This is a genomic window from Croceitalea sp. W27, assembly GCF_055693185.1.
Genome location: NZ_CM146327.1, coordinates 1,326,251 through 1,350,794, shown reverse-complemented (window position 1 = coordinate 1,350,794; position 24,544 = coordinate 1,326,251). Strand labels below are relative to the sequence as shown.

The window sequence follows — 24,544 nt, the reverse complement described above, 5'->3', positions numbered from 1 at the left end:
CCGCTTTACAGATATCTGTAAGGTATTGTCTATGAATGGTTTTAGGTTTGGTAAACAAATTATAAAAACTAAAAATCATGGCTTTTCCAAAGTTCGAAATCAAAAAGAGCAGTAATAGCAAATTCTATTTTAACCTCCGTTCAAAAGGTAATGGTGAAATTATCGCCACTAGTGAAATGTACAATTCCAAACAATCTTGCAAAGATGGAATTGCAGCTGTGAAACGTGATGCTCCAGATGCGGAAATAGATGATACAATTCTTTAAAATAATTTAAATGGCAAAAAAAACAGTACCCGTGAAACCACATAGAAGATCAACTCCTTCTCCTGTTCCAAGAAAAAATCCTAATAGTCCAAAACCTGGCCCCAAAACTGTTCCTGTAAAGCCGCATAAGAGAAAACTACCTAAATAGTATTGGCGATATGAACAAAAAACTATTCAGGAACATTTTGCGCGCTGTCTCGGTATGCTGTGCGTTGCTATTGTTTATTGCCGTTTTACCCAATCCGTTGAGTTATTATTGGATGTTGCGGATAGTGGTTTCTGTTGGAGCTATCCTTGTAATTCTCAATAATATTTCAAAAACATATTGGGTAGTTCTTTTCAGTATAGTACTGGTGCTCTTTAATCCAGTATTTCCAATTCATTTTTACATGAAGATACCTTGGATACCTATTGATATTGCCTCCGGATTTTTGTTCCTCATTGAAATAATTTTTAACCGGCCCAAAAAAGTAAAACCAAAACCAATTAAGAAAGAGGTCAAAAAGTACGAACGTGACCGAATATACTAACCAAAACCATTAACAAGAATGGAAAAAATTGCCATTACTGCTGAATTGAAAAGTCATTTTTTAAGGCTATATCAAATTGCACTTTCAGATGAAGATTTTAGTCCTTTAGAAATGCAATTGCTCTATCGATTTGCAGAAGAGCGTGAAATTTCAAAATTAGAGTTAGATAAAATACTAACCGAACCTGTTGGAGAGATAACTATACCTGAAAGTCTTGAAAAACGTATTGCATACCTATATGACTTGGCCTTAATGATTTGGGCAGATAAAAAAATAACACCAGATGAGGAGGTTACATTAAAAAAGTACATTCAAAAATTTGACTTTATAGACGAAAATGTTGATGAACTATGCAAATATCTTCTTGAGAGTGCTCAACAAGAAAAATCAAAACAAGACATTCTTAAAGAACTTAATGAATAACTATTATGGGGATTTTAAAAAAGCTGGCTTCATTACGGCCTAAAAATGAGGAAAAAGAGGTCACGCTCAAAAAAGTGGAAAATAACGAACCTAAAGACTACACGTATGAAGGTTACGAAACTTCAAAATCATGTCAAGGTAGAGAGTATACCCTTAAAATATCATTGGAGACCATATACCAGAAATTTGAGAATGACTGTAAAATTGACTTGGCCAATCAAGAACGATTAAAGCAACCCTATACTACCGAATTGAAGGGAAAAACTACAGCTTTGCTCAATAAAACAGAAGAGAAAGAAGAGCTTGAAAATGAAATTAATGTTTATGAAGAAGAGATTGACAAACTGCGCCATGACACAATTAATGTGCGTAGAAATCCTCAAGAATATGGCTTAGATGTAGATAAGCGTTCAACTGCTAAGTTTTGGACAGGTATATGTTTACTTCTTCCATTAACTGTGTACATACTTATCTTTTACATTTCTACCTCGTACTCAGCATTCTTTAGAACATTTGACCCCAGTACAAGTCTATTTCAAGGTATATTTTACCCAAAAGCATTATCTCAGGCCTACAAAGATGGTCTATTAGAACTAGGATTTGTGTTATTTATACCCTTTGTGTTTTTTGCTTTAGGGTATTTAATCCACATGTTTCAGTCTAAAAAAGGTATTGTAAATACCCTTAAAATAGCAGCCCTTTTTGTCATCACCTTCTTGTTCGATTCTATCTTGGCTTACCTTATTGAAGAGAAATTATATAATCTAAACAAAACTTTTGATAGCCCTGACTTTAATATTCCCATCGCTTTTCAAAGTGTAGGTTTTTGGCTTATCATCTTTGCTGGGTTTGTTTCTTATATCGTATGGGGTCTTGTATTTGATTTTGTTATGAAAGAACATTCTGATAGAGACAAAATACAGTGCTTTATTAATGACAGATTAGAAGAAATACAAAACAAGGAGCAAAACATTTTAAAGCTTAAAGGGGGAATCAAAATAATACAAGATGAAATCACGGGTTTTGACAAACGTATATCCGAACTGCAGAACATCATAGATGGTTTTGTCCTTCCAATTCGCAATTACAAATTACTCTCTGCGCAATACCTTAAAGGATGGCAAAAATATATTGATGCAGAGCTTCGAATTGGGGTAAATGAAAAAAATGATTTGCAATTAACCTGCCGTAAAATCTATGATAATCATATCATAAAACTGGATTTGGACACCGACGACTATCAAAACAAAGTATACACTAAAACACTCTAACAATGCCAACACTTTTAAGAAAAATAGGGGCTATTGTCTTTCTAACTTTATTCACGGCCTGTATCGAAGAAACCAAGCAGGAAAAAGAGAATGAATTGGAGATAGCCCAGAAGGAAATTAGCAGTATTTGCCCAAAACACATTCTTCAAAACAAGAATAATAACCTTAACATAAGTATTCTCTTAGACCTTTCGGATCGTATTGAAAAAGGTAATCAGATGGAGAAGGATTCTGCATATTTGAGCAGTTTGGCAAAAGCTTTTATTTCTCACGTGAAAACGAAAAGACTATTGTTTTTAGAAGATAGGATGCAATTGTTCTTTAATCCAGAACCTTCAAATCAAAAAATAAACGAGATATCAGAGAAACTGAGTATTGTTTTTACCAAGACATCAAATAAGAATAGCATAGAAAAATCGCAAACACTTTATAACAAACTTCCATCACAATTATATCATTTGGCAAAAGCGGATGCTGAAAAACACAAAGGATACCCTGGGTCTGATATTTGGCGATTTTTTGAACATGATGTTAAAGATTATTGTATTGACGATTGTCATCGAAACATTTTAGTAATCCTTACAGATGGGTATATGTATCATTATAAAACCGTGATGGAGAATAAAGGACGAACATCATTTTTGACTCCAAAAGGTCTTTCCAGATTGAAATTGAATAAACCAAATTGGAGAGATGAATTAGAAAAGAAAGATTTAGGCTTTATACCTGCAACGACCAATTTAAATGATTTAGAAGTCTTGGTCATTGGTATAAGTAGTGATAACGAGAGTGCTTACGCCCAAGATGTTATTGAAGCATATTGGTATAAATGGTTATTAGAGATGGGAGTGCAAGAATCTAATATCAAGATTAAAAATGCTGATATCGCCAAGAACATGGAGAAAGTGATTTTTGATTTTGTTTTAAATAAATGAGTATGGCATTTCGGTTTCAAAAAAGGATAAAATTAGGTAAGGGACTAGGCATCAATGTAAGCAAATCTGGTATAACACCTAGCTATAGAAATAGAAAAGGAAGTCTAAGCACTAAAGGATATTCTGTAAGAACAGGTATACCTGGCTTAACGTATCGAAAGACGTTCTCCAAAACTAGAAACGTTGGATGTTTAGTATTGTTAATACTTCCGTTGTGCATAATGTTGACTTTTTTTTCATGTTCTGGGGAGGAGAATACAACTCCTTGCAGGGATACCAATTGCGCCAACTATACTTCACAAGCTAATGCACAGGCGGATTTTGACGCCGATCCCGAATGCAGAAATGATTTGGATGCTGATAATGATGGTATTGCCTGCGAAGAACCCGGTAATAGTGTAAAGACCTGTGCTTCAACTTCCAATTGCGGTTGTTCCAATAAAAACAAAGCTCCATGCCAAGCAGATCCATGTTGTAGATGGGTAGTTGGAGAAGGGTGCAAGTGTGGCTAGTTATCTAAACTAAAACTTAAAAAAACAGGTAAATGATCTGACAATTTTCTAGCCTTTTCTAAATTATCACAAACCCTTACAAAGTCTAGTACCTCACTTTCAGTTTTAAGAATATCTTTAGAGTAGAAAATGTTGTCAATAGGATGATTGAGGTACTCAAAACCATCACAAGTTCTCTTAAGTGTTGTTTTCTGATTTGAAATTGCAGCTTCGTATCCTGATTTTTTAAAAAAATTAAACACTGGTTTTGACTGGTCTACATTAAAATCACCAGCTAAAATTAGAGGTGAAGTTATCTTGGTTGCTATATAACTTGTCAAAGCACTTATTTCTGCTTCTGGGTTTTTATTATATAGTCTTGAGTGAAAGTTAATAAGAGTCAATTTTTTGTTTCCTAAGTAAAAATCTATCAAAAAAGGTTCTCTATCGATGACCTCATCAAGTTTCTTAATAAGGCTTCCCCTATTCTTGATTTTTATATGCTTTGTTTTCCAGACAAAAGCATATCGCTCTGTAACATATTTTGGGCTATTAGTGGGGTCGCTGATAACATAGTCCCATTTTGCCCCTTTTCTGTTTAGTAAATCAGTTAATTTGGCAACTGCCTGTGCTCCACCATAACCAGCAACTACTTCTTGAATCGCAACAATATCTGCTTCCCTTACTATTTCAGCTATTTGCTCTAATTCTTTACTGTTTTTAGTTTTACCAAAGTCTTGAATATTCCAGGAAATCAAACTAATTTCATCAACTTGTGAATATGTAATAAACTGTAAAAAGATGAAAAGGAAAGCAAGTGTTTTTTTAATCATCAGATATGGTTGTTGAACTTCTAAAGTAACCATAATACTATTGATTATTTACAGATTTCCGTAAAGCTTTAGTTGTTTTTAGCCCTTGATATTTCATTTTCAGTACTGGTCTCCGACCTTTCCAACTTCTCCTTCAAAACCGCCATATCATCGCCAATTTTTTTATTGATGATTTTAGCATAGTGTTGTGTAGTCCTTAGATTTTTGTGACCAAGCATTTTACCAACTGTTTCGATAGGAACGCCGTTAGAAAGCGTGACAGTAGTAGCAAAGGTATGACGAGCCAAATGCGTTGTAAGATTCTTTTTAATGCCACAGAGATCAGCTATTTCTTTTAGATAGGCATTTGATTTTTGGTTGCTAAGAACAGGTAAAATACAATCTCCATTAACCACTTTAGGGTGGTCTTTATATTTTTCAATAATGCTAAGAGCGGTTGGGAGCAAAGGGATACTAAACTTAGCATTAGTCTTAGTCCGTTTAGCCTCAATCCAAAGATTGCCATCAATGTTTTTTACTAAGTTATCTTGATTCAATTTTTGAACATCGGTATATGCCAGCCCTGTATAACAGCAGAATACAAACATGTCTCTAACAATATCAATTCGAGGCCACCTTATTTCTAAGTTAATTAAACTTTCTAATTCATCATTGGATAAGAACTCTCTATCTATCCATTTGAATTTTGCCTTAAAATTGTAGAAAGGGTCTCTTGCAATCCAACCGTTTGCAACTCCCAGGCGAACTATCTTCTTAAAATTGTTAATGTACTTTAAAGAACTGTTGTGATTACAGTTTTTGACTGACTTCATAAAGTAATCAAAACGAGTAATAAACTTTAAGTCTATATCTTGAATTGGAAAATCTTCTCGTTTATATTCATAACGGATGAATTCGGCAATGTGGTTTCTAGTTGTGAAATAGCGTTTCCAAGTTCCTATAGCAAACTCCTTATCCACTAGTTTCTTCATTTGACGATTGTGTTCATCAAAAACTTCGAGAAGCATTTTAACCTCCCTGTCCTTTCCTTGATAAATATTTTTGATGTCAACTGCGGTAAATGGTTTTCCTTCATCAACTAATTGAAACTGAATCTTATTTACTTTAGCTCTAATCATATCTAGGTATTGATTCAATTGAACAGCTTTTGTGCCTGAACCACGCATTTTTCCTGTTTTTGCACTCCATTTTTCTGGGTCAACTTTACGAGAAATACTTAATTCACTTCTTTTTCCATTAACTGTCAATCTTAGGTATATCGGTACTTTAGCTTCTTTTTTGAGGTTTCTTCTTTTGATATAAAATAGCTGTGCGAAAGAAGTATTCATTTCTTGTCCTGTTTTAGATACAAATCAAGATACAAAAAATAAAAATATTAATTTTATAATTAACATAAAATCAATTCTTTACAAAGAAATCGGTGAGCATTTTTTATTGAGATTATGCTCACCGAATAGGTGTACTAAAAACTAGTATTATTTGATATTAAATGGAAGTAAATAAAATAAAAAAACCTGTAAATCAGATATTTACAGGTATTTGAATTAATTTGGTGTTGTAAAAGTGGAGCCGGGGAGAATCGAACTCCCGTCCAAACAAGCAATTATAAAGCTTTCTACATGTTTAGTTTTCGTTTAATTTTCGATATGTACCTGACCGAAAACCGCCCAATACATACTTAGCTTCTTAAGATTTTGGTGACACTACCAAAGCGAATAGTATCCTTGTGTTGACTTTTATGGTGTCTTTAAACGAATCGCCGTCAACAAGGGCTATTCAAAGACATCTCGCTTCACTACCTTGTAGTGACGAGGCAAATCTTACTATAATTCAGATTATGCGGCAAGAGCGTAATTATTATCGCCAATTAAAAGTGTGAATCCTGAGATTAACGAGCTATAATCCAGCGCTCGACATGCTTACATTACCATTGGTCTCGCTGTCAAAACCAGTCGGCCCCATAATTTCAATGAACAATTTTTAAAAGGATGGCAAAGTTACATAATTTATCTACCTAGAGCAGAAAAGTTTGCCCACCCTTTTCAATACCCTTATTTTAGGTCAATAATTATACCAATTGCCAATGAAGTTCGGAATTATACAAGAACGTAAGAACCCACCAGATAAAAGAGTCGTTTTGTCACCTGCATTATGTCAAAGCGTTTTAGATAAATTTCCCGATGCAGAACTAGTAGTTGAGCCATCTCCTATTCGGGTTTTTTCTGATGAAGAATACACCAAAGCAAGAATAGAGGTTGCAAGTAAGATGGAAAATTGTGATGTGCTTTTAGGTGTAAAGGAAGTACCAATTAGTGCTCTAATTCAGAATAAAAAGTATTTTTTCTTTTCTCACACCATTAAAAAACAATCGTACAATAGGGATTTGCTGCGTGCTATTTTGGCAAAGAATATAGAACTGTACGACCATGAGGTTATTACCAATCAGAACGGGCAGCGTTTGGTTGCTTTTGGTAGGTATGCGGGCATTGTAGGGGCCTATAATGGAATACGTGCCTATGGACTAAAATTTGAGTTGTTCGAGTTGCCCAAGGCCGAAAATTTAAAGGATCATGCTGCTTTAATTACAGCGCTAAAAGAAGTGCACTTACCGAACATTAAAGTGCTTTTGACCGGGCGAGGAAGGGTCGGTAATGGAGCTAGGGAAATGTTGGATGCCATGAAAATGAGAAGGGTCAACGTCTCCGAATATTTAGAGGATAGTTTTGACGAACCTGTTTATTGCCAGATAGATGCTTCAGAGTATAACAAAAGAAAAGATGGTGTGCGGGGTAACAAAGCTGATTTTTTTGCTAACCCTGAGGCATACAAATCGAATTTTTTTCGATTCGCGAAGGTTACGGACTTCTACATTGCAGGCCATTTTTATGGTGATGGAGCTCCTTTTTTATATACTAGGGAAGATGCTAAACATTCAGAATTTAAAATTAAAGTTGTGGCCGATGTTAGTTGCGATATAGATGGGCCAGTAGCCACTACAATTAGGCCTTCAACAATTGCTGAGCCTATTTATGGGTACGAACCACAATCGGAAAGAGAGGTGGATTTTAAAGATAAAGGCGCCATTGCCGTAATGGCGGTCGATAATTTACCGGCAGAATTGCCTCGTGATGCCAGTGATGGTTTTGGGGAGGCTTTTTCAAAATATGTGATTCCTGCATTTTTTAACGGTGATAAAGATAGTATTCTAGACAGGGCAAGAATGACTTCGAATGGAAAGCTCACCAAAAGGTATCAATATTTGCAAGATTACGTTGATGGTAATGAAAATTGAATAGATTGATAAATTCTATTCTCTGCCGGTTAAAGGTGTCTTCAAAATAAGTATATTGTAGCGCTTTTAAACCAACCATGAAATTTATTTGGACCAATACTTTTGAAGCTACGGATGAAACAAAAAAGCTCTGTCTGGACATGGAATATCTGCTCAGAAAAAAGATTTCAAGGTTTTTAATTTCAAACTGGGACGAGCTAATGGACGATTTCGACAAGCTTGTTTTTGATATAGATATGGTTACAAAAGAGATAACCATATCAGATGATTCTCCGATCGGTTTAAAAAATATAATACTTCAAGATTTTTACCGAGAATTTAACCCAAATGGGCCAGGGCCAAAACCCATAGGCAAACTGCTTTAATCTGTCAGTTTAAGCTTCCAAGGTCTATCAGAATCTTTTTTGATGTTATTTTTTTGTCTACTTGGCATTAGACAAACCGTTAACAATGGCTTTAAATCGAAATAGTGCCGTTAGCATAAGCGTTCCAAAAAATATAGTTACAAGCCAGGCTAAGGGTTGCGTAGTGCTTTCCATAATTTGGATGAAAGTTTTCCATGGATTTATAAAAACATCCCAACTATTTAAGCGAATTACCCTTCCTAAATAAACCCCAAATCCGCATAAGAAAGCCATCAATACCGTATAAACATTGATTATTTTCTTAGCATAGTTGAGACTGTATAATTCACGCATTATTTTAAATGAATAAATGCCAGAAAAGAATCCTGTTAAGGCAAAGCTGGCGATTGTTAGAAAATCGAGCAAAAAGAATGTAGGGCTTGAAAGCTGAAGATGGATAAAATCAGTAATGATATAAGGTGCATTAGGCAAGAAAAGTAACCAGAGAAAAGTAAAACCTATTTTACTCCATGGTTTTGCCATTAGTTCGGGGTTCTTATAGATGATAAGCGCTATGATAAAAGGAATTAGCGCCAAAAGTAAATTCCATCCTAAGAAAAGAAGAAAAAATTCTTGTGTAAGCTTAATACGTAAAATGAGTATTAAAACTGAACATGCTACACCTGCGGACAGATAACTTATCTCTTTGAATTTTTCGTTTACAAGTTCTCTTAATTTCATTGAAGTTTAATTATTAGGTGAATGAATTCTTTGTGATTTAGAGTAAGGGCTACTGCTATAACGCAGTAAGCCCTTCAATAACCAACTAAAATATTTTAAGACTGATTCCAATCTATTTTTTTTGAGGCAAACATGATAATCGCCAGAATTACAAAAAGACCGATACTACCAACCAATAAGGCATAGTTTTCTAACTGTATGATGACAAAAATGAATGCATAAAGTGCCGTCATAGAAGAAAATATGAGTAATGGAAATTTGATATTTTTTAGTATCGTTCGTGAATAAATAGTAATCAAGCCGATAACCGCCGACCCTGCTATTAAATAAGCTCTTAGATAATTTTGATGTTCAGAAATAGAAATCAGTAGGGTATAGAACATGACCAGGGCCAAACCGATCATTAAATATTGAAAGGGGTGAATGTCTATTTTACTTATAATCTGAATGAGTAAAAATACAAGTAGGGTGAGCCCTATAATCATAAGACCATACTTACTGGTGCGTTCTGTTTTTTGATAGTCATCAACAGGTATGATTAGATTGGTGCCAAAAGAAAAAGCAGAAAGACTTGGTAGTCTGTCGAAGAACTGTTGCCCAAACTGACGATTGGTTTCCAATACTTTCCAATTGGCTTCAAAACCATTTTTACGTATTTTTTTAGTTTTATCATCAGGTAAAAAATTACCGTTAAAACTAGGGGAATGCCAATCAGATTTCATGTTTACCAGCGTCTCTCTACCAACAGGAATAAATTGTAGGCGCTCACTTCCATTTATCTTAATATCCATAGAAAAAGCCAATTCAGTGTCATTTTTAATGTTTTTTAAAAAGTTACTGGATAATGTGCTCATGGCTTGATCATCAAATAAAGGCTTTAGGTTTACTTGGCTAGTGTCTAACTGAATGGATATTTCATTGCGAATACCTTTTAAATTTGAGGTCTTCATCAGAACTGTTGCTTTGTTCCAGAAAATATCCTGCTCAGGAATTTCTTCTGCTGAAAAGTCGAACCCCTGAAAATTGCCTTTAAGATGGATGTCGGAAGTATAAACCACGGACTCATAAATACCTCGTTCGAGAGATTCCGTGTCTATTTGAGCATTTATATCGAGATTTTCAGGAAAAAAATAAGCATCATGAAATACATCTTCAAAGGTTTTTATATAGGTCTTTGAATTCGGATCAAACACTTTTTCCTCTTTGTAAGTTTTATAAGGAATTTTAATAATCGGTCCGTAAAGAGTGACCTGATTGCCCCATTTTTGATTGATCTCTTGAATAACCTCGGTCTGTCTATAACCTCTTTCGCGTATCAGGTCTTTTACAAAACTTAAGGGAATTAGAAGTATTACTAAAATAAACCCTACAATGAGCATTCTTGCTGAGATAGATGTTTTGAACCAGTTTCCTATTCGACTTCTTTTTGTTTCCATAATATATATTTAAAGTACTTTGATTTTCAAAGTGAATTCATAAAAAAATTAGTTTTTCTTGTTTAAAAGCTTTTCCAAAGCGTCAATGTGTTCTTTAAATGCAATTCGACCGCTTTTGGTAACACTGTATTTGGTATTTGGTTTTCGCCCTATGAATGATTTTTCCACTGTAATATAATTTGCCTTTTCTAATGTTTTGGCATGGCTGGCCAAATTGCCATCGGTAGCACCCAATAGCTCTTTTAAGGTGTTAAAATCTACATTTTCGTTAACAACAAGTACTGACATTATACCCAAGCGAATACGATGGTCAAATAGTTTATTAATGTTATCTATAAGCCCCATGTTATGCTTTATCTTCTTTGAAGTAGATTAAGCTTCCGTAAATGATATGTAAAAAGCCAAAACCAATAAGCCAGAACCAAAACCCATAACCTGGCATTGCTGCGCAGATAAGTCCTAGAACAATCTCAGTATAACCAAGATACTTTATAGTGCCAATAGTGTATTTTGAAGCGCTTACCAAGGCAAGACCATAGAAAATGAGCATGAGAGAACCTGTTAAACCATAATGTTGACTGCCCAACTTTATAAGTATGTATATGCCTCCGGTCACCAGTGGTACTAAAAAGCTCGCTAAGAGCCTTTTGGTTGCGGCATCCCATAATTTTTCGTTGTTCTTTTTGGCTTTTTTCGAGCTCAGTAAATAGGCGGTGATAAGGCTTAGACCGGCCACGGCTATAAGAATTGCAATAATCAGCTTAAAGTTCCAGCTATGTAATGTAACATAGCTTCCCGGTTCTGGAAGCAGAAAGAAATAAGTTATGGCAGCTCCGGTTATAGCGTATAGACCAGCCATTATTCCCGATAGCCCACTTAATGAGATAAACCGCGATGAGCGGTTCATCAAATCTTTGATTTGAGAAATGTCTTCTAAGTATTTTTCCTCTCCCATATTAAAGTACTTTGAAATTCAAAGCTAATATTTTTTTCAATTACACCTCCTTTTTTAACAAAGTTTATGATTGTTGATTATTTTTAGTTTATGAATCCTGCGGAAGATTACATCTTAAGTCAAAACGAGCCCTACCGAAGTATTTTATTGCATCTAAAAGCCACCATTGAGGCTGTGATACCAGAAGTTGATTTAAAATATAAATGGAACATTCCCTGTTTTTATGCCGATAAAAGTCCGATCTGTTACTTGAACGTATCACCAAAAAAGAAGTTTGTAGACATTGCCTTCTGGAACTCCGCTCATTTGACCAAGCATTTAGATAAAATGGTCACCGAAAACAGAAAGGTGGTCAAATCACTTCGTTATACAACACTTGAAGAAATAGATGATGCTATATTAGTAGCTGTTTTGGAGGAAGCTTATACCTTAAGAAGTAAAGGATTTTACTAGTTGTACTAGAGATTATTTATGGTAGCCCTAATGGCGACCAAATCTTGCAGTAATTTCTCCAACAAGCTTAAATCCAACATGTTTGCCCCATCACTTTTTGCATTGGCAGGGTCAAAATGGGTTTCCATAAAAAGGCCATCTACTCCCGCGGCTATTCCTGCTCTGGCCATTGTTCCTATAAGCGCTGGTCGGCCACCGGTTACGCCAGATGATTGGTTGGGTTGTTGTAGCGAATGTGTTACATCTAAAACAACCGGAGCGTACTGCTTCATAGTTGGTATACTCCTAAAATCTACGACCATATCTTGATAACCGAACATGGTGCCTCGATCTGTAATCCACACTTTTTCGTTATCAGATTCTTTCACTTTGGTAACGGCATGTTTCATACTTTCAGGACTCATAAACTGTCCTTTCTTAATGTTTACGGTTCTTCCTGTCTTTGCGGCCGCTACAATTAAATCTGTTTGGCGGGCCAAAAACGCAGGAATTTGTAGAACGTCAACATACTGGGCAGCCATAACGGCATCTTGTTCCGTATGAATATCAGTAATGGTAGGAACATCAAAGGTCTCGGATACTTTCTTAAGGATTTTCAATGCTTTTTCATCCCCAATACCCGTAAAAGAATCTATCCGGCTTCTGTTGGCCTTTTTAAAACTTCCTTTAAAAACATAAGGTATTTTTAGATCATCAGTAATTGCTACCACTTTTTCTGCAATGCGTAAAGCCATTTCTTCACCTTCAATAGCACATGGACCAGCCAAAAGAAAAAAGTTGTTACTATCTGTATGTTTTAGCTGAGGAATGAGACTTAACTGCATAAGTATATGTTTTAGGCAAAAATACTATTTTGAAAAAGTATCTGTTACTATACTACCCAAATTTACCTACTATGCAAAAAATAATACTCTTGGTCTTGGGACTATGGACTATCGGCGCCCATGGGCAATTTGGTAAAAACTGTGAACTGAGGCAGTTGAAAATAAATCTATTTAACCCAGGTATCGAATACGAAATGGCACTCGGAGTAAATAGTACACTAGACTTTAGGGTGGCTTGGCAGGCTGCTATTGAACCCGCATCTGAGAACCCTGTTGAAGATTATGATTTCTTTCCGGCAATAACGGTCCAGAATAGATATTACCACAATTTTAATGGACGAGATAGAAGAGGAAGACAGATTTATGGTAATTCAGGAAATTATATAGCACCTTCTCTTGCTGTTTTCTCACCAGGCTCCAGACTGGTCGATGGAGTTCTTGTCGACGGTATACATGGCTATGCTGGGTTGGTCTATGGAATACAACGAAGTTATAACTCTGGCTTAAGCTTTTCTATCGATGCGGGAGCAGGATATTATATTGGACCTTTTAGAGGTGGAATTCAACCGGTAGTGAATTTAAGTATCGGTTGGATAGTAAGTGAGAAACGTTGGTGCGTAGGGAAGTGATTTTCACCTCTCTGATAGAACGCTTATAATGTTCTAGTTGATTTTTGCGGTATGGTATTTGGCAAATCAATCGAATAACTAAAAATCAAATCAAAGATGAAAACCAAGTTTTTTCTAATTGCTTTATTAATAGCTTCATTATCATTTGCTCAGCCTACTAAAAATGTTGAAGAATCCCTAATAAAGGTGAATTTTATAAATCCTGGAATTGAATATGAGTGGGGTTTTGCAAAAAATCAAACATTTGATGTCTCGGCTGCACTGCAATTTGGAGCAAGAGGTGGCAGTGACAGAGGTTTTGACTGGGCACTGATACCCGCTTTTAATGCGTCCTATAAATATTATTATAACTTAAATCGAAGAAAAGAAAAAGGCAAACGTATTAGAGGTAATTCGGGTAACTTCATTGCCCTAAACAATACAACTTTTTTAAATGAGACCATTATTGGAAACTTAAATGTTACTGGTGGTTATTTTGGGCAAGTAGGTCCCGTTTATGGAATTCAAAGAACATATTCGAAAGGATTCAATTTTAGCTTAAAAATGGGTTTTGGATATTATTATGACGATTTTTATGAAGGAGAATTTGGTCCAATTTTAGGTTTTAGCATTGGCTGGGTTCTAGGAAAGTCGAAATAGTTGGAAACCCTCTCATAATCAATAAGATAAAAATAATATTTGTTTGTGTTGTAGCATAGCTAAATCAGAGTATCTTTGCACGCTCAAAAACAAGGTTATGTCTAAAATTAAGAATATTGCCATTATTGCTCACGTTGACCACGGTAAAACCACCTTGGTAGACAAGATTATGTTTCACTGTCAATTGTTTCGTGAGAATGAAAACAAAGGTGATTTAATTCTAGACAATAACGACTTAGAACGTGAACGCGGAATCACTATCGTTTCTAAAAACGTATCTGTTGTATATAAAGACACGAAAATCAATATTATCGACACCCCTGGTCACGCCGATTTTGGCGGTGAAGTAGAGCGGGTATTGAATATGGCAGATGGCGTTTTGTTGTTGGTCGATGCCTTTGAAGGTCCAATGCCGCAAACTCGATTTGTACTACAAAAAGCGATTGATTTAGGTCTTAAGCCTTGTGTAGTCATTAATAAGGTGGATAAAGAAAACTGCACACCTGAAGAGGTTCATGAGAAAGTATTCGATTTAATGTTTGAACTGGGTGCCGAAGAATGGCAGCTAGACTTCCCTACTGTTTATGGTTCTGCAAAGAACAATTGGATGAGTGATGATTGGAAGAACGAAACCGAAAATATAGAACCCTTATTGGACATGGTCATCGAACATGTGCCAGAATTTAAACCAGAACAGGGTACAACACAATTATTGATTACTTCGTTGGATTTCTCTTCTTTCACAGGGCGTATTGCCATTGGAAGATTACAACGTGGGACTTTAAAAGAAGGACAACAAGTTTCTTTGGTAAAAAGAGATGGAACCATAGTAAAGTCTAAAATTAAAGAGCTTTACACCTTCGAAGGCCTTGGCCGTATTAAAGTACAAGAGGTCGTTGCTGGCGATATTTGCGCCATTGTTGGAATGGAAGGTTTTGAGATTGGTGATACTGTTGCCGATATTGAAAATCCTGAAAAATTAAAGACCATCGCCATAGATGAGCCAACGATGAGCATGTTGTTTACCATAAATGACAGTCCGTTTTTTGGTAAAGATGGTAAGTTTGTTACCTCACGCCACATTAAAGAACGTCTTGAAAAAGAATTAGAGAAAAATTTGGCCCTTAGAGTTGAAGAGACCGATAGTGCTGACAAATTTATGGTGTTCGGTCGTGGAGTATTACACCTTTCTGTTTTAATTGAGACCATGCGCCGTGAAGGTTACGAACTGCAAATTGGCCAACCTCAAGTAATTATAAAAGAAATTGATGGCGTTAAATGCGAACCAGTTGAACATTTGACGATTGATTTGCCAGAAGAAGTTTCTGGTAAAGCTGTTGAGATGGTCTCTATCCGTAAAGGAGAAATGACTAGTATGGAAGCCAAAGGCTCTAGAATGTTGTGTGAGTTTGTAATTCCATCTAGAGGTATTATAGGGTTGCGAAATCAATTACTTACCGCAACGGCAGGTGAGGCCATTATGGCGCACCGCTTTTTAGAGTATCAACCGTTAAAAGGAGAAATCGCACAGCGTAACAATGGCTCGTTGGTTTCTATGGAGAATGGTTCTGCAATTCCTTATTCCATAGATAAATTACAAGATCGCGGAAAATTCTTTGTTGACCCAGGTGAAGATATCTATGAAGGTCAGGTTATTGGTGAAAATTCTCGTGCAGATGATATGACGGTCAATGTGACCAAAACTAAAAAATTGTCTAACGTACGTTCATCTGGTGCAGACGATAAGGCAAAAATTGTTCCGGCAATAAAATTTTCGTTGGAAGAAGCTTTAGAATATATTCAGAAAGATGAGTATGTTGAAGTTACTCCAAAACATTTAAGACTCCGTAAAATCTATTTAAAGGAAGTTGATCGCAAGCGGAATAAGATAGCTTAGTTGATTACTTTAATAATAGAACCGGCCATCGCTGCACCGATAATACCTGCATGATTCTTTAATTGTGCAGGTCTGATAGGCGTATCAATAATAATGTACTCTTTATACTCCGCCCAGTCTTTTGATGCCCCGCCGCCAAGAATAATATGATCGGGTGAAACGATCAAATCAACAATATTTAAAAATTTATTGAAGCGCTTCGCCCATTTTTTATAAGTAAGACCTTCTCTTTCCATTGCTGATCCTGCAGCCCATGTCTCAATTTTCTTAAAACCTTTATAAGGTATTTGACCTAGCTCAAAATTTGGTAAAAGTTCACCATTAAAAAAGGCACCACTTCCGAGCCCTGTGCCAATGGTAACTATTAAGACTAAACCTTCAAGGCCTTTTCCAACACCATGGTTCATTACGGCATAACCTGCTGCATCGGCATCATTAATTACCGAAAATTGTTGCCCGGTGGCTTCTTCGAATAGTTTATCAACATCAACACCCAACCAAGATGGGTCTAAGTTACCCGCCGATTTGCAAATGCCTTTTTTAATTACCGTAGGAAATCCGCAACCAACAGGACCCGAGTAGTCAAAATGTTTTACGAGCTGGGCAATAACATCGGCCATTGCTTTCGGTGTTCTTGATTTAGGAGTTGGAATTCGGTGTCTTTTGGTAAGCATCTCACCAGTTTCTGTATTAACCAATGCAGCTTTCATGCCCGATCCACCAACATCAATACCAAGAATTTCCATAGTAGGATAAAAATTTTATTTGGCAAAGAAACAAAAATCTTTTTGCAAGCGATTTCCGAAGAACATAGAATGTTGATAATCACCCTTAAAGTGTTTCTTCTAAAGGCTCAATGAAGTAATCTATAGAATTTAAAGAGTGATTTGGGTCTATAAAATCCAAAATATAATCTATTGCTTTTCCAAAACTGGTCAACATCTCCAATTGTTTGTTTTTTCCGAGTACGCTAGAAATGGTTTCATCTCTATTTCCGAATTTATACCCTCCTTTTTTAATCCAAATAAGATTAAATAGATGCTGCATCATCACATTGCCTAATTGATCTATAGAAATAGCAATTTTTAGCGCGTATTCCCCAATTCCTCCTAACCCTTTGGTGAAAAGCTGATGAAGAAGTCCAAAAACAAACCCAAATAGCCCTGTTGTAAATAATAAAACTATAGAAATCAATAGTAGAAGCAATCCGATTAGGGGGTTTTTACGTTTTGGCTTTTCTCCTTCAATTTCTTTATAGACCATTTTAAACCGCTTTTTGTATTACCTCGAACATCTTACTATTATCACACTTTAAAGTTTTGTGTGGGTATTTTAAAATAAGTGCATAATCATGAGTGGCCATAATAATGGTGCGCCCACTTTCATTAATTTCTTGCAGTACCCGCATAACTTCAACACTGGTCTGCGGATCAAGGTTGCCTGTAGGTTCATCGGCAAGAATTAGTTCAGGGTCATTCAGTAGCGCCCTAGCGATGGCAATGCGCTGCTGTTCACCTCCGGAAAGCTCATGCGGAAATTTAAAACCTTTGGTTTTCATACCTACCTTATCAAGAACCTCTTCAATCTTTGCATCCATTTTTGAAGTATCAGTCCAGCCCGTAGCTTTTAGCACAAACTTTAAATTGTTATTGATGTTTCTGTCAGACAATAATTTAAAGTCTTGAAAAACGATACCTAATTTTCTTCTTAGAAATGGTATCTGTTTTTCTTCTAAAGACTTCAGATTAAAATCTACAATACTACCATAGCCCTGTTTTAAGGGTATGTCTCCATAAAGCGTTTTCATGAAACTACTTTTACCGCTTCCAGTTTTACCGATTACATAAACAAAATCTCCTTTTTTTACCTCAAGAGTTACATTGTTAAGTATGAGATTTTCATTTTGAAAAATGGCAACATCCTGCAGTTTTAGTATCGTTTCGGGCATTTTATATCTTTAAGCAATTAAAGGTACGAAGTTCTATAAATTCTACGAATCTTAAATTTTGAAAAACATTAAATATACTTTGGCGCGGATTTTGACGTTATGGTATCATCAATCGAGAACAGCGTAGAACACTATGAATCGGAGAATCACTGCATTTCTTTTCCTATTTTTCTTAGGATTTAGCCTTTTGTGCACTGCACAGGAAACCAAAATTTACAATCACGAAAAGAAACAATTTCAAGATGCTTTGGCACTGTATAATAATCAACAGTATCAGGCAGCACAGGCTTTGTTCGAGAAAGTAAAATCATCTACCGACGATTATGAAACCGAAGCCAATAGCAGTTACTATGCTGCTAATGCTGCGATTCGATTAAATCAACGTGGTGCAGATAAGTTAATGGAAGATTTTGTGGAACGTTACCCCACATCTACCAAAAGAAATTCTGCCTTTATGGATGTGGCTGATTATTATTTTGAAACAGGCAAGTATCCGTATGCCTTAAAATGGTATAACAAAGTTGATAAAACTGCCATGTCAAAAAAAGACGAAGAGCGTTTCAACTTTAACAACGGCTACTCGCTTTATGCATCTAAAAAACCAAAGGAGGCCGAACGCTATTTAAGTAGGGTAAGTAACTCTGCAAAATACGGTTCTCAAGCAAAGTACTACCTGGGTTATATTGCCTACGAACAAGATGATTATGAAGAGGCCAACGCGCGTTTCGATAAGATAACGGACCCTAAACTTCTAGAAGAAAAGCTTTCGTATTATCAGGCAGATTTAAATTTTAAGCTAGGTAATTTTGAGAAGGCCATAGAAATGGCAAAAAAGCAGTTGCCAAAATCGGACAGAAGAGAGGTTTCTGAATTAAATAAAATTATCGGTGAAAGCTATTTTAATCTAGAAAAGTATGGTGAGGCCATTCCGTATTTAAAACAATACAAGGGAAAAAGAGGTCGATTTAATAATACGGACTATTATCTCTTGGGATATAGTTACTATAAGCAAGGTGATTTTGAATCTGCAATAGGGCAATTCAATAAAATTATTGGAGGCGACAACAGCGTTGCACAAAATGCCTATTATCATTTGGCAGAGTGTTATTTAAAGTTGGACAAAAAATCGGAAGCGCTCAATGCTTTTAGAAATGCCTCCCAAATGGATTTTAATGCAGAGATTGAAAAAGATGCGCTACTTAACTACGCTCGTTTAAGTTATGAAATAGGCAATGCCTATGAACCGGTTCCGCAGGTAATGACTGCCTATTTAGACAAGTATCCTAAAGATGAGCATCAAGAAGAACTGCAAGAGCTACTAGTAGACTCATACATTACTTCCAAAAATTTTGAAGGCGCCCTAACACTTCTAGAGAAAAATTCTAGCTACGCAAGTGATGAAACGTATCAAAAAGTGGCTTTTTATAGTGGAGTAGAACTTTTTATCGATAACAAGTATGAAGAGGCTTTGGAGCGTTTTTCAAAATCACTCAAAAAATCTGAAAGCCCTATATATGAGGCACGTTCTCAATATTGGAAGGCGGAATCTGCGTATCGTTTGAACCGTTTTGATGATGCCCTAGTTGGTTTTGAGCAATTCAGAAAGAATACCAATGCTAAAAATGTCGAAGAATACAAACAGCTCGATTACAATTTGGGGTATTGCTACTTTAAGATAAAAGATTATAAAAACGCCATAACCTTCTTTAAAAATAGTATTAAGAATAATGAAGATGAAGGTTTGGTCAACGATGCTTATCTAAGATTAGGAGACAGTTACTTCGTAACCAGTAGTTATAAAGCCGCCATATCCGCTTATGATGAAGCGTCAAAACTTGATGGACCCGAACGTGATTATGCCGCGTTTCAAAAAGCGATTTGTAATGGGTTTTTAGGAAATAATAAGGCTAAAATAGAAGGCCTCAATCAATTTATAAATCGTTATCCGAAGTCCGCTTTACGAGATGATGCGCTTTTTGAATTGGGTAATACCTATGTTAAAACGGACCAAGAAAGACAAGGTCTTGAAGCTTACGACAAGCTTATTGCTCAATTTAGCAAAAGCAAATTTGCCCCCAGGGCTTTATTGCGACAAGGTCTGGTCCACTACAATGCAAACAGAAATGAGCAGGCATTGACCAAATTGCGAAACGTTGTTTCTGAGTATCCGAACACTCCTGAAGCCAAACAAGCGGTGGCAACTGCAAAATTGGTCTATGTGGATTTAGGAAGGGTAAGCGAATATGCGGCTTGGGTTAGAAACCTTGACTTTGTTGAGGTAACCGATTCTGAACTAGATGCCGCAAGTTTTGAAGCGGCAGATAGAAAATATGCTCAAGGTAACACAGAAGCAGCTATTCGTTCTTATGAAGACTATTTAAAGGAATTTCCCAATGGATTGGAAGCGACCAAGGCCAATTTTAATCTTGCACAATTGTATTTTTCTAAAGGAGATAAAGAAAAAGCGTTGTCAAAATTCAAAATAGTTGCCCAGAATGATTTCGGAGAATATACCGAACAAGCGCTCACAAGAGTATGTGAAATTTATGTTGGAAGACAAGACTACGAAAGTGCCATTCCGTATTTACAACAGCTTGAAAACGCCGCTGAGATTGATCAGAATAGAACTTTTGCCCAGTCGAATTTAATGAAAGGCTATTACGGTCAAAAGAATTACGAACAAACATTGACTTATGCCGAAAAGGTATTGAATGCTCCAAAAATAGATAACCGCATCAAAAGCGATGCCCAGATAATGATAGCGCGTTCTGCAATCGAAACAGGCGACGAGCAAAGGGCCGAGCTTGCTTTTTCTGAGGTGAAGAAAATTGCAACAGGAGAAACTGCTGCCGAGGCCTGGTATTACGATGCGTATTTTAAAAATAAGAATCAAGATTTTGAAGCTTCTAATACCTCAGTTCAAAAATTGGCTAAAGACTATGCTTCGTATAAAGAATGGGGCGGAAAGGGGCTCGTACTAATGGCTAAAAACTTTTATGCTTTAGGCGATGCTTTTCAGGCTACATATATTTTAGAAAGTGTTATTGAAAATTTTGCAGAGTTCAATGATATTGTTGCAGAGGCTAGAGGAGAACTTGCATTGATAAAGTCAAGAGAAGCAGAAATAAATTCATCAGTCAATCCGAACGAGAACTAAAAAGAAAAAGATGTTTAAGTCATATCTACTATTTTCCATCATTGTTTTGAGCCTATTTGGGGTGGTTCAGGCCCAGAAAACTGACGATATTGGTACTGAGACGGTAACTGTGGTAAAACCATATTCACCTACCGTCTCAGATGCCTTTAAAATAAAGTCTGTTCCTAGCTTGTATGATTCCATAGTGCTTCAAAAAAAGCCGATTACCTATAGTATTTTCTCTGTGCCGGTAGCATCTACATTTACCCCGGCAAAAGGGCAGGCCTCTCGTGTTGAAAAAACGCCTCCACCGACTTTATATAATTCATACGTTTCCGTCGGATTAGGAAATTTTAATAATGCCCTTGTAGATTTTTACACAAGTAGGGAGTTCAATAGGGGCGAAGATTTATTGGATTTTGGCTTGAGCCATCACTCTTCTAGAGGCAATATCGATAGTACTCCGCTAGAGACCGATTTTTATGATACAAAATTTGATGTTTCCTATGCCAAGAAAGACCGTGATAGGGATTGGGGAGCTAGTATTGGTTTACAACATCAGCAGTACAATTGGTATGGTATAGAACGCGGAACTTTTACCGAGGCACAGTTAGCAGGTATAGATGAACAGCAAAACTATTTCAATGCCGAGGCCAAAGCACATTTGAATTTAGAAGATTCTTTCTTTAAAAGTGGTAAAATTTTACTTCGAAGATTTTGGGATGCCGTTGAATCTGGTGAGAATAGAGTGTTGCTAGAACCATCAATAGAATTGCCTATAACCGAAGAATTGGTGACCATTAATACCAAATTAGACTATGTCGGGGGTACTTTTAAGAACGAAAGTTTAAATAATACGCAGAACACCCAAGAAATCAATTATGGTCTATTTCAAGTTTCTGTCAACCCCAGTCTTTTGGTTTTACGTGATGACTTGACATTAAATCTTGGAGCCAATTTTGTCTATGGAACTGATTTGGAAAATAATGCCGGTAATTTTTACATCTATCCGGCAGTCACGGCTTCTTACCGCGTTTTAGATGAACAAGTTATCGCTTACGGCGGATTGGAAGGGCAATTAAGACAGAATTCATACTATGATTTTGTAAATGGTAACCCTTATGTTTCCCCAACTTTAGACATTCAACCTACCGATAGTCAATATGAGGCTTATGCTGGTTTAAAAGGACAGTTATTTTCTAACGTGGGCTACAATGTTAAAGGATCATATACAGCGGAAAACAGGTTGCCATTGTTTTTGCTAAATCCGCAAAACTTAGCCCGTGATGATGAAAAGGGATACAATTTGGGCAATTCTTTTCAAGTTTTTTATGACGATGTAAAGACACTTGGAATTTTTGCAGAATTAAACATAGACGTCAATCGAAATTTCACTCTTGGTCTTAATGCTGAGGTGTATGATTACACTACAGAAACTGATAACCCCGCATGGAACCTGCCTAATTTAAAAGGGTCGCTATTCATGGATTATCAGATCTCAGATAAATGGTTTATAGGTGCCAATCTATTCTTTGTTGGCGAACGTGAAGACTTGGTCGCTACGGCCCAACCAAATACCCCTGCGAACTTATTTCCTTCGAGTATAGTAACTTTAGAAAGCTTTTTTGATGCCAACGCTCACCTAGGCTATCGTTTTAATGAACAACTTTCAGTTTTTGCGAAGGCTTCTAATATTGCGAATAACAATTACCATCGTTGGTCTAATTTTCAAGTTCAAGGTTTTCAAGCTTTGGCTGGGGTATCCTATAAATTCGATTTCTAGAATAGGCGAAAATAAGAATGTCTTCTCAAGCATGACAATTTTCTTATCTTAGAAATGTATGCGCTGGGTTATCTATGTTGGGGTAGTACTTTTTTGTTTTCAAACTTGTTCTGTTTTTGCTCAAAATCTGGTAAAAAATCCAAGCTTTGAAGACTACCACGAATGCCCTAATATTTTAGGAACATTTAATGAACATGTGAAATCATGGTCAACCCCGACAGCAGGAACTACCGATTATTTTAATACCTGTAGTAAGGTAATGAGTGCTCCAGAAAATTTTAATGGAGTCCAACACCCGAAAGATGGTGAGGCATACGCAGGACTTTATTTTTATGCCCCTGGCGACTATCGAGAATATATTCAAGTAGCGTTAAAAACAAAGCTTAGACCAGATAAAGAATATCATTTAAGTTTTTATATCAGTTTAGCCGAAGGTTCCGATTTTGCGGTAAAAGATTTTGGTGTTGTCTGTTCATATAAACAAATAGCCTTAAAGACAAAAAAAGACCTCTCTAGAAGGCAATTGTATAGTGTAGAGGGAAATAAATTTCATTCTTTTGAAATTAATCATCCAGATTTTCATGAGGATAAAAGTAGCTGGCTGAAAGTGTCGGTTTCTTTTGTGGCAAAAGGTTACGAGCGATTTTTGGTATTGGGCAACCTTAGAAATAATAAACTGACCAGAAAAGTACAGACCAAAAGAAAAGAGTCAAAAAAAGGTGCTTACTACTATATTGACAAAGTTGAGTTGCTGGGCGATGCTACGGAAGAAATACTGCAGCCCGACGAGGAAATCACTAAAAATTTCCAGAATATTCTATTTGATTTTGACTCGTACGAGTTGGACCAAAATGCAAAAGAAACCATAAGATTGCTTAAAGAATATCTGTCGGACCATCCAGAGTTTATGGTAACCCTTATCGGGCATACCGATAGCAAGGGTGCAAAACCCTATAACCTGAACCTATCCTTGAAAAGGGCAGAAGCTATTACGGCCTATTTACTTCAATTAGGGCTTGAAAAAGAGCGTCTAAGCCTAAAGGGATATGGTAGCGCCAAGCCACTTCAGTCTAATGTGACCGAAGATGGCAGAAAAAAGAATAGACGCGTAGAATTCTTGGTTGCACCAATAAAAAATTGATTTTAATACTATTTTTCTTACTCAACTCGTTATAATTTATCTATAATCCTCGTAATTTCGAAAAAGCGAACTAACTTAAATAATACAATTATGAGTGAGATAACGGAGTTTTTTCAAAAACTGCTGGATACTTCAGATTGGCCTGCCCGCTGGGTGTGCGGTAAATGGAGCGATTTTCATGGTTGGTTATACATTGGGAGTGATGTCGCCATTTGGTTGGCTTACTTCATTATTCCTGTTGTTATCATTTGGTTTGTTCAAAAACGACCTAATGTTCCATTTTTACCGGTTTTCTGGCTGTTTGCAGCTTTTATCATTTTTTGCGGAACTACACATATTTTAGATGCCATAATCTTTTGGTGGCCCGCCTATCGGTTGAGTGCTTTAATACGGTTCATGACGGCATTGATAAGTTTTGCAACGGTTTTCGCTTTAATTAGGGATTTACCTAAATTATTGGATTACAAGTCTTCAGGTTTGTCCAATAACAGCGAAATAAATAAGTTGAAAAATCAACTCATAGAAAAAGAAATGGAGATTGAAGTTCTCAAAGAAAAGATTATAAAGCTTAGTTGAT

At 36.2% G+C, this 24,544-nt stretch carries 27 protein-coding genes and 1 other RNA gene; 17 read left to right on the top strand and 11 right to left on the bottom strand.

Annotated elements, in window-relative coordinates:
• Positions 1 to 77: 77 nt before the first annotated feature.
• The 7 genes from ACZ1GR_RS06055 to ACZ1GR_RS06025 are packed head-to-tail and all read left to right on the top strand — an operon-like array spanning position 78 to position 3,937.
• Positions 78 to 266 (top strand): YegP family protein, encoded by a 189-nt coding sequence (locus tag ACZ1GR_RS06055; RefSeq protein ID WP_394970381.1) that lies wholly within the window; start codon positions 78 to 80, stop codon positions 264 to 266.
• Between the two features lie 10 nt (positions 267 to 276).
• Complete coding sequence (locus ACZ1GR_RS06050) at positions 277 to 414, top strand: hypothetical protein (protein ID WP_472611304.1); 138 nt, start codon at positions 277 to 279, stop codon at positions 412 to 414.
• Positions 415 to 424: 10 nt separating this feature from the next.
• Positions 425 to 796 (top strand): DUF6804 family protein, encoded by a 372-nt coding sequence (locus ACZ1GR_RS06045; RefSeq protein WP_394970383.1) that lies wholly within the window; start codon positions 425 to 427, stop codon positions 794 to 796.
• An 18-nt stretch (positions 797 to 814) separates the two neighbouring features.
• Positions 815 to 1,219, top strand: a complete 405-nt coding sequence (locus tag ACZ1GR_RS06040) for a hypothetical protein (RefSeq protein WP_394970384.1) — start codon at positions 815 to 817, stop codon at positions 1,217 to 1,219.
• A 5-nt stretch (positions 1,220 to 1,224) separates the two neighbouring features.
• Positions 1,225 to 2,490 (top strand): MFS transporter, encoded by a 1,266-nt coding sequence (locus ACZ1GR_RS06035; protein ID WP_472611303.1) that lies wholly within the window; start codon positions 1,225 to 1,227, stop codon positions 2,488 to 2,490.
• 2 nt (positions 2,491 to 2,492) lie between these two features.
• Positions 2,493 to 3,425, top strand: coding sequence for a hypothetical protein (locus ACZ1GR_RS06030; RefSeq protein WP_472611302.1), 933 nt, complete (start codon positions 2,493 to 2,495; stop codon positions 3,423 to 3,425).
• A 2-nt stretch (positions 3,426 to 3,427) separates the two neighbouring features.
• Positions 3,428 to 3,937, top strand: a complete 510-nt coding sequence (locus ACZ1GR_RS06025) for a DUF4236 domain-containing protein (RefSeq protein WP_394970387.1) — start codon at positions 3,428 to 3,430, stop codon at positions 3,935 to 3,937.
• Here the strand turns inward: ACZ1GR_RS06025 and ACZ1GR_RS06020 are convergent.
• From ACZ1GR_RS06020 to ssrA, 3 genes are all read right to left on the bottom strand, one after another.
• Entirely contained in the window at positions 3,934 to 4,749 is an 816-nt protein-coding gene (locus ACZ1GR_RS06020) for an endonuclease/exonuclease/phosphatase family protein (RefSeq protein WP_472611301.1), read from the bottom strand. The two genes, ACZ1GR_RS06025 and ACZ1GR_RS06020, sit on opposite strands and share 4 nt — an antisense overlap.
• A 68-nt stretch (positions 4,750 to 4,817) precedes the next feature.
• The gene (locus tag ACZ1GR_RS06015) at positions 4,818 to 6,077 is read right to left on the bottom strand and encodes a site-specific integrase (RefSeq protein ID WP_472611300.1); all 1,260 of its coding nucleotides are present in this window, start codon (positions 6,075 to 6,077) and stop codon (positions 4,818 to 4,820) included.
• A 233-nt stretch (positions 6,078 to 6,310) separates the two neighbouring features.
• Positions 6,311 to 6,709, bottom strand: a transfer-messenger RNA (tmRNA) gene (ssrA, locus tag ACZ1GR_RS06010).
• Between the two features lie 123 nt (positions 6,710 to 6,832).
• Between ssrA and ACZ1GR_RS06005 the strand changes: the two genes are divergently transcribed.
• Both ACZ1GR_RS06005 and ACZ1GR_RS06000 read left to right on the top strand, forming a co-directional pair.
• A complete protein-coding gene (locus ACZ1GR_RS06005; protein ID WP_472611299.1) occupies positions 6,833 to 8,041 on the top strand; it encodes an NAD(P)-dependent oxidoreductase in 1,209 nt (402 codons plus the stop codon).
• A 77-nt stretch (positions 8,042 to 8,118) separates the two neighbouring features.
• A complete protein-coding gene (locus ACZ1GR_RS06000; RefSeq protein WP_472611298.1) occupies positions 8,119 to 8,406 on the top strand; it encodes a hypothetical protein in 288 nt (95 codons plus the stop codon).
• 57 nt (positions 8,407 to 8,463) lie between these two features.
• Here ACZ1GR_RS06000 and ACZ1GR_RS05995 read toward each other — a convergent pair whose 3' ends face one another.
• The 4 genes from ACZ1GR_RS05995 to ACZ1GR_RS05980 all read right to left on the bottom strand — a co-directional run bounded on the left by ACZ1GR_RS05995 (position 8,464) and on the right by ACZ1GR_RS05980 (position 11,517).
• Positions 8,464 to 9,126 carry a DUF1361 domain-containing protein gene (locus ACZ1GR_RS05995; RefSeq protein WP_472611297.1) on the bottom strand — a complete coding sequence of 221 codons (663 nt, stop codon included), beginning with the start codon at positions 9,124 to 9,126 and terminating at the stop codon, positions 8,464 to 8,466.
• Positions 9,127 to 9,221: 95 nt separating this feature from the next.
• Complete coding sequence (creD, locus tag ACZ1GR_RS05990; RefSeq protein ID WP_472611296.1) at positions 9,222 to 10,562, bottom strand: cell envelope integrity protein CreD; 1,341 nt, start codon at positions 10,560 to 10,562, stop codon at positions 9,222 to 9,224.
• A 48-nt stretch (positions 10,563 to 10,610) separates the two neighbouring features.
• On the bottom strand, positions 10,611 to 10,907 hold the full coding sequence (locus ACZ1GR_RS05985; protein WP_472611295.1) for a winged helix-turn-helix domain-containing protein: 297 nt from the start codon (positions 10,905 to 10,907) through the stop codon (positions 10,611 to 10,613).
• 1 nt (position 10,908) lies between these two features.
• Positions 10,909 to 11,517 (bottom strand): hypothetical protein, encoded by a 609-nt coding sequence (locus ACZ1GR_RS05980; RefSeq protein WP_472611294.1) that lies wholly within the window; start codon positions 11,515 to 11,517, stop codon positions 10,909 to 10,911.
• Between the two features lie 90 nt (positions 11,518 to 11,607).
• Between ACZ1GR_RS05980 and ACZ1GR_RS05975 the strand changes: the two genes are divergently transcribed.
• A complete protein-coding gene (locus ACZ1GR_RS05975; RefSeq protein WP_472611293.1) occupies positions 11,608 to 11,970 on the top strand; it encodes a DUF1801 domain-containing protein in 363 nt (120 codons plus the stop codon).
• 5 nt (positions 11,971 to 11,975) lie between these two features.
• On the opposite strand, the gene kdsA is transcribed toward ACZ1GR_RS05975, so the two are convergent.
• Complete coding sequence (gene kdsA, locus ACZ1GR_RS05970; protein ID WP_472611292.1) at positions 11,976 to 12,794, bottom strand: 3-deoxy-8-phosphooctulonate synthase; 819 nt, start codon at positions 12,792 to 12,794, stop codon at positions 11,976 to 11,978.
• 71 nt (positions 12,795 to 12,865) lie between these two features.
• Here kdsA and ACZ1GR_RS05965 point away from each other — a divergent pair, with 71 nt between their 5' ends.
• From ACZ1GR_RS05965 to typA, 3 genes are all read left to right on the top strand, one after another.
• Positions 12,866 to 13,423: a hypothetical protein gene (locus ACZ1GR_RS05965; protein ID WP_472611291.1), complete on the top strand. Its 558-nt coding sequence runs from the start codon at positions 12,866 to 12,868 to the stop codon at positions 13,421 to 13,423.
• 96 nt (positions 13,424 to 13,519) lie between these two features.
• Entirely contained in the window at positions 13,520 to 14,062 is a 543-nt protein-coding gene (locus tag ACZ1GR_RS05960; protein WP_472611290.1) for a hypothetical protein, read from the top strand.
• Between the two features lie 97 nt (positions 14,063 to 14,159).
• Positions 14,160 to 15,959, top strand: a complete 1,800-nt coding sequence (gene typA / locus ACZ1GR_RS05955; protein WP_472611289.1) for a translational GTPase TypA — start codon at positions 14,160 to 14,162, stop codon at positions 15,957 to 15,959.
• Here the strand turns inward: typA and ppgK are convergent.
• The 3 genes from ppgK to ACZ1GR_RS05940 form a co-directional block, all read right to left on the bottom strand.
• Positions 15,956 to 16,705 carry a polyphosphate--glucose phosphotransferase gene (ppgK, locus tag ACZ1GR_RS05950; protein WP_472611288.1) on the bottom strand — a complete coding sequence of 250 codons (750 nt, stop codon included), beginning with the start codon at positions 16,703 to 16,705 and terminating at the stop codon, positions 15,956 to 15,958. The genes typA and ppgK overlap by 4 nt on opposite strands.
• An 85-nt stretch (positions 16,706 to 16,790) precedes the next feature.
• Positions 16,791 to 17,222 carry a hypothetical protein gene (locus tag ACZ1GR_RS05945; RefSeq protein ID WP_472611287.1) on the bottom strand — a complete coding sequence of 144 codons (432 nt, stop codon included), beginning with the start codon at positions 17,220 to 17,222 and terminating at the stop codon, positions 16,791 to 16,793.
• Between the two features lies 1 nt (position 17,223).
• Entirely contained in the window at positions 17,224 to 17,907 is a 684-nt protein-coding gene (locus tag ACZ1GR_RS05940; RefSeq protein WP_472611286.1) for a cell division ATP-binding protein FtsE, read from the bottom strand.
• A gap of 133 nt (positions 17,908 to 18,040) precedes the next feature.
• Here ACZ1GR_RS05940 and ACZ1GR_RS05935 point away from each other — a divergent pair, with 133 nt between their 5' ends.
• The 4 genes from ACZ1GR_RS05935 (at position 18,041) to ACZ1GR_RS05920 (ending at position 24,543) form a co-directional block, all read left to right on the top strand.
• Complete coding sequence (locus tag ACZ1GR_RS05935) at positions 18,041 to 21,064, top strand: tetratricopeptide repeat protein (protein WP_472611285.1); 3,024 nt, start codon at positions 18,041 to 18,043, stop codon at positions 21,062 to 21,064.
• A gap of 10 nt (positions 21,065 to 21,074) precedes the next feature.
• Positions 21,075 to 22,826 (top strand): TonB-dependent receptor, encoded by a 1,752-nt coding sequence (locus ACZ1GR_RS05930; RefSeq protein ID WP_472611284.1) that lies wholly within the window; start codon positions 21,075 to 21,077, stop codon positions 22,824 to 22,826.
• A gap of 58 nt (positions 22,827 to 22,884) precedes the next feature.
• Positions 22,885 to 23,967, top strand: a complete 1,083-nt coding sequence (locus tag ACZ1GR_RS05925; RefSeq protein ID WP_472611283.1) for an OmpA family protein — start codon at positions 22,885 to 22,887, stop codon at positions 23,965 to 23,967.
• A gap of 90 nt (positions 23,968 to 24,057) precedes the next feature.
• Positions 24,058 to 24,543: a hypothetical protein gene (locus tag ACZ1GR_RS05920; RefSeq protein ID WP_472611282.1), complete on the top strand. Its 486-nt coding sequence runs from the start codon at positions 24,058 to 24,060 to the stop codon at positions 24,541 to 24,543.
• Position 24,544: the final 1 nt, after the last annotated feature.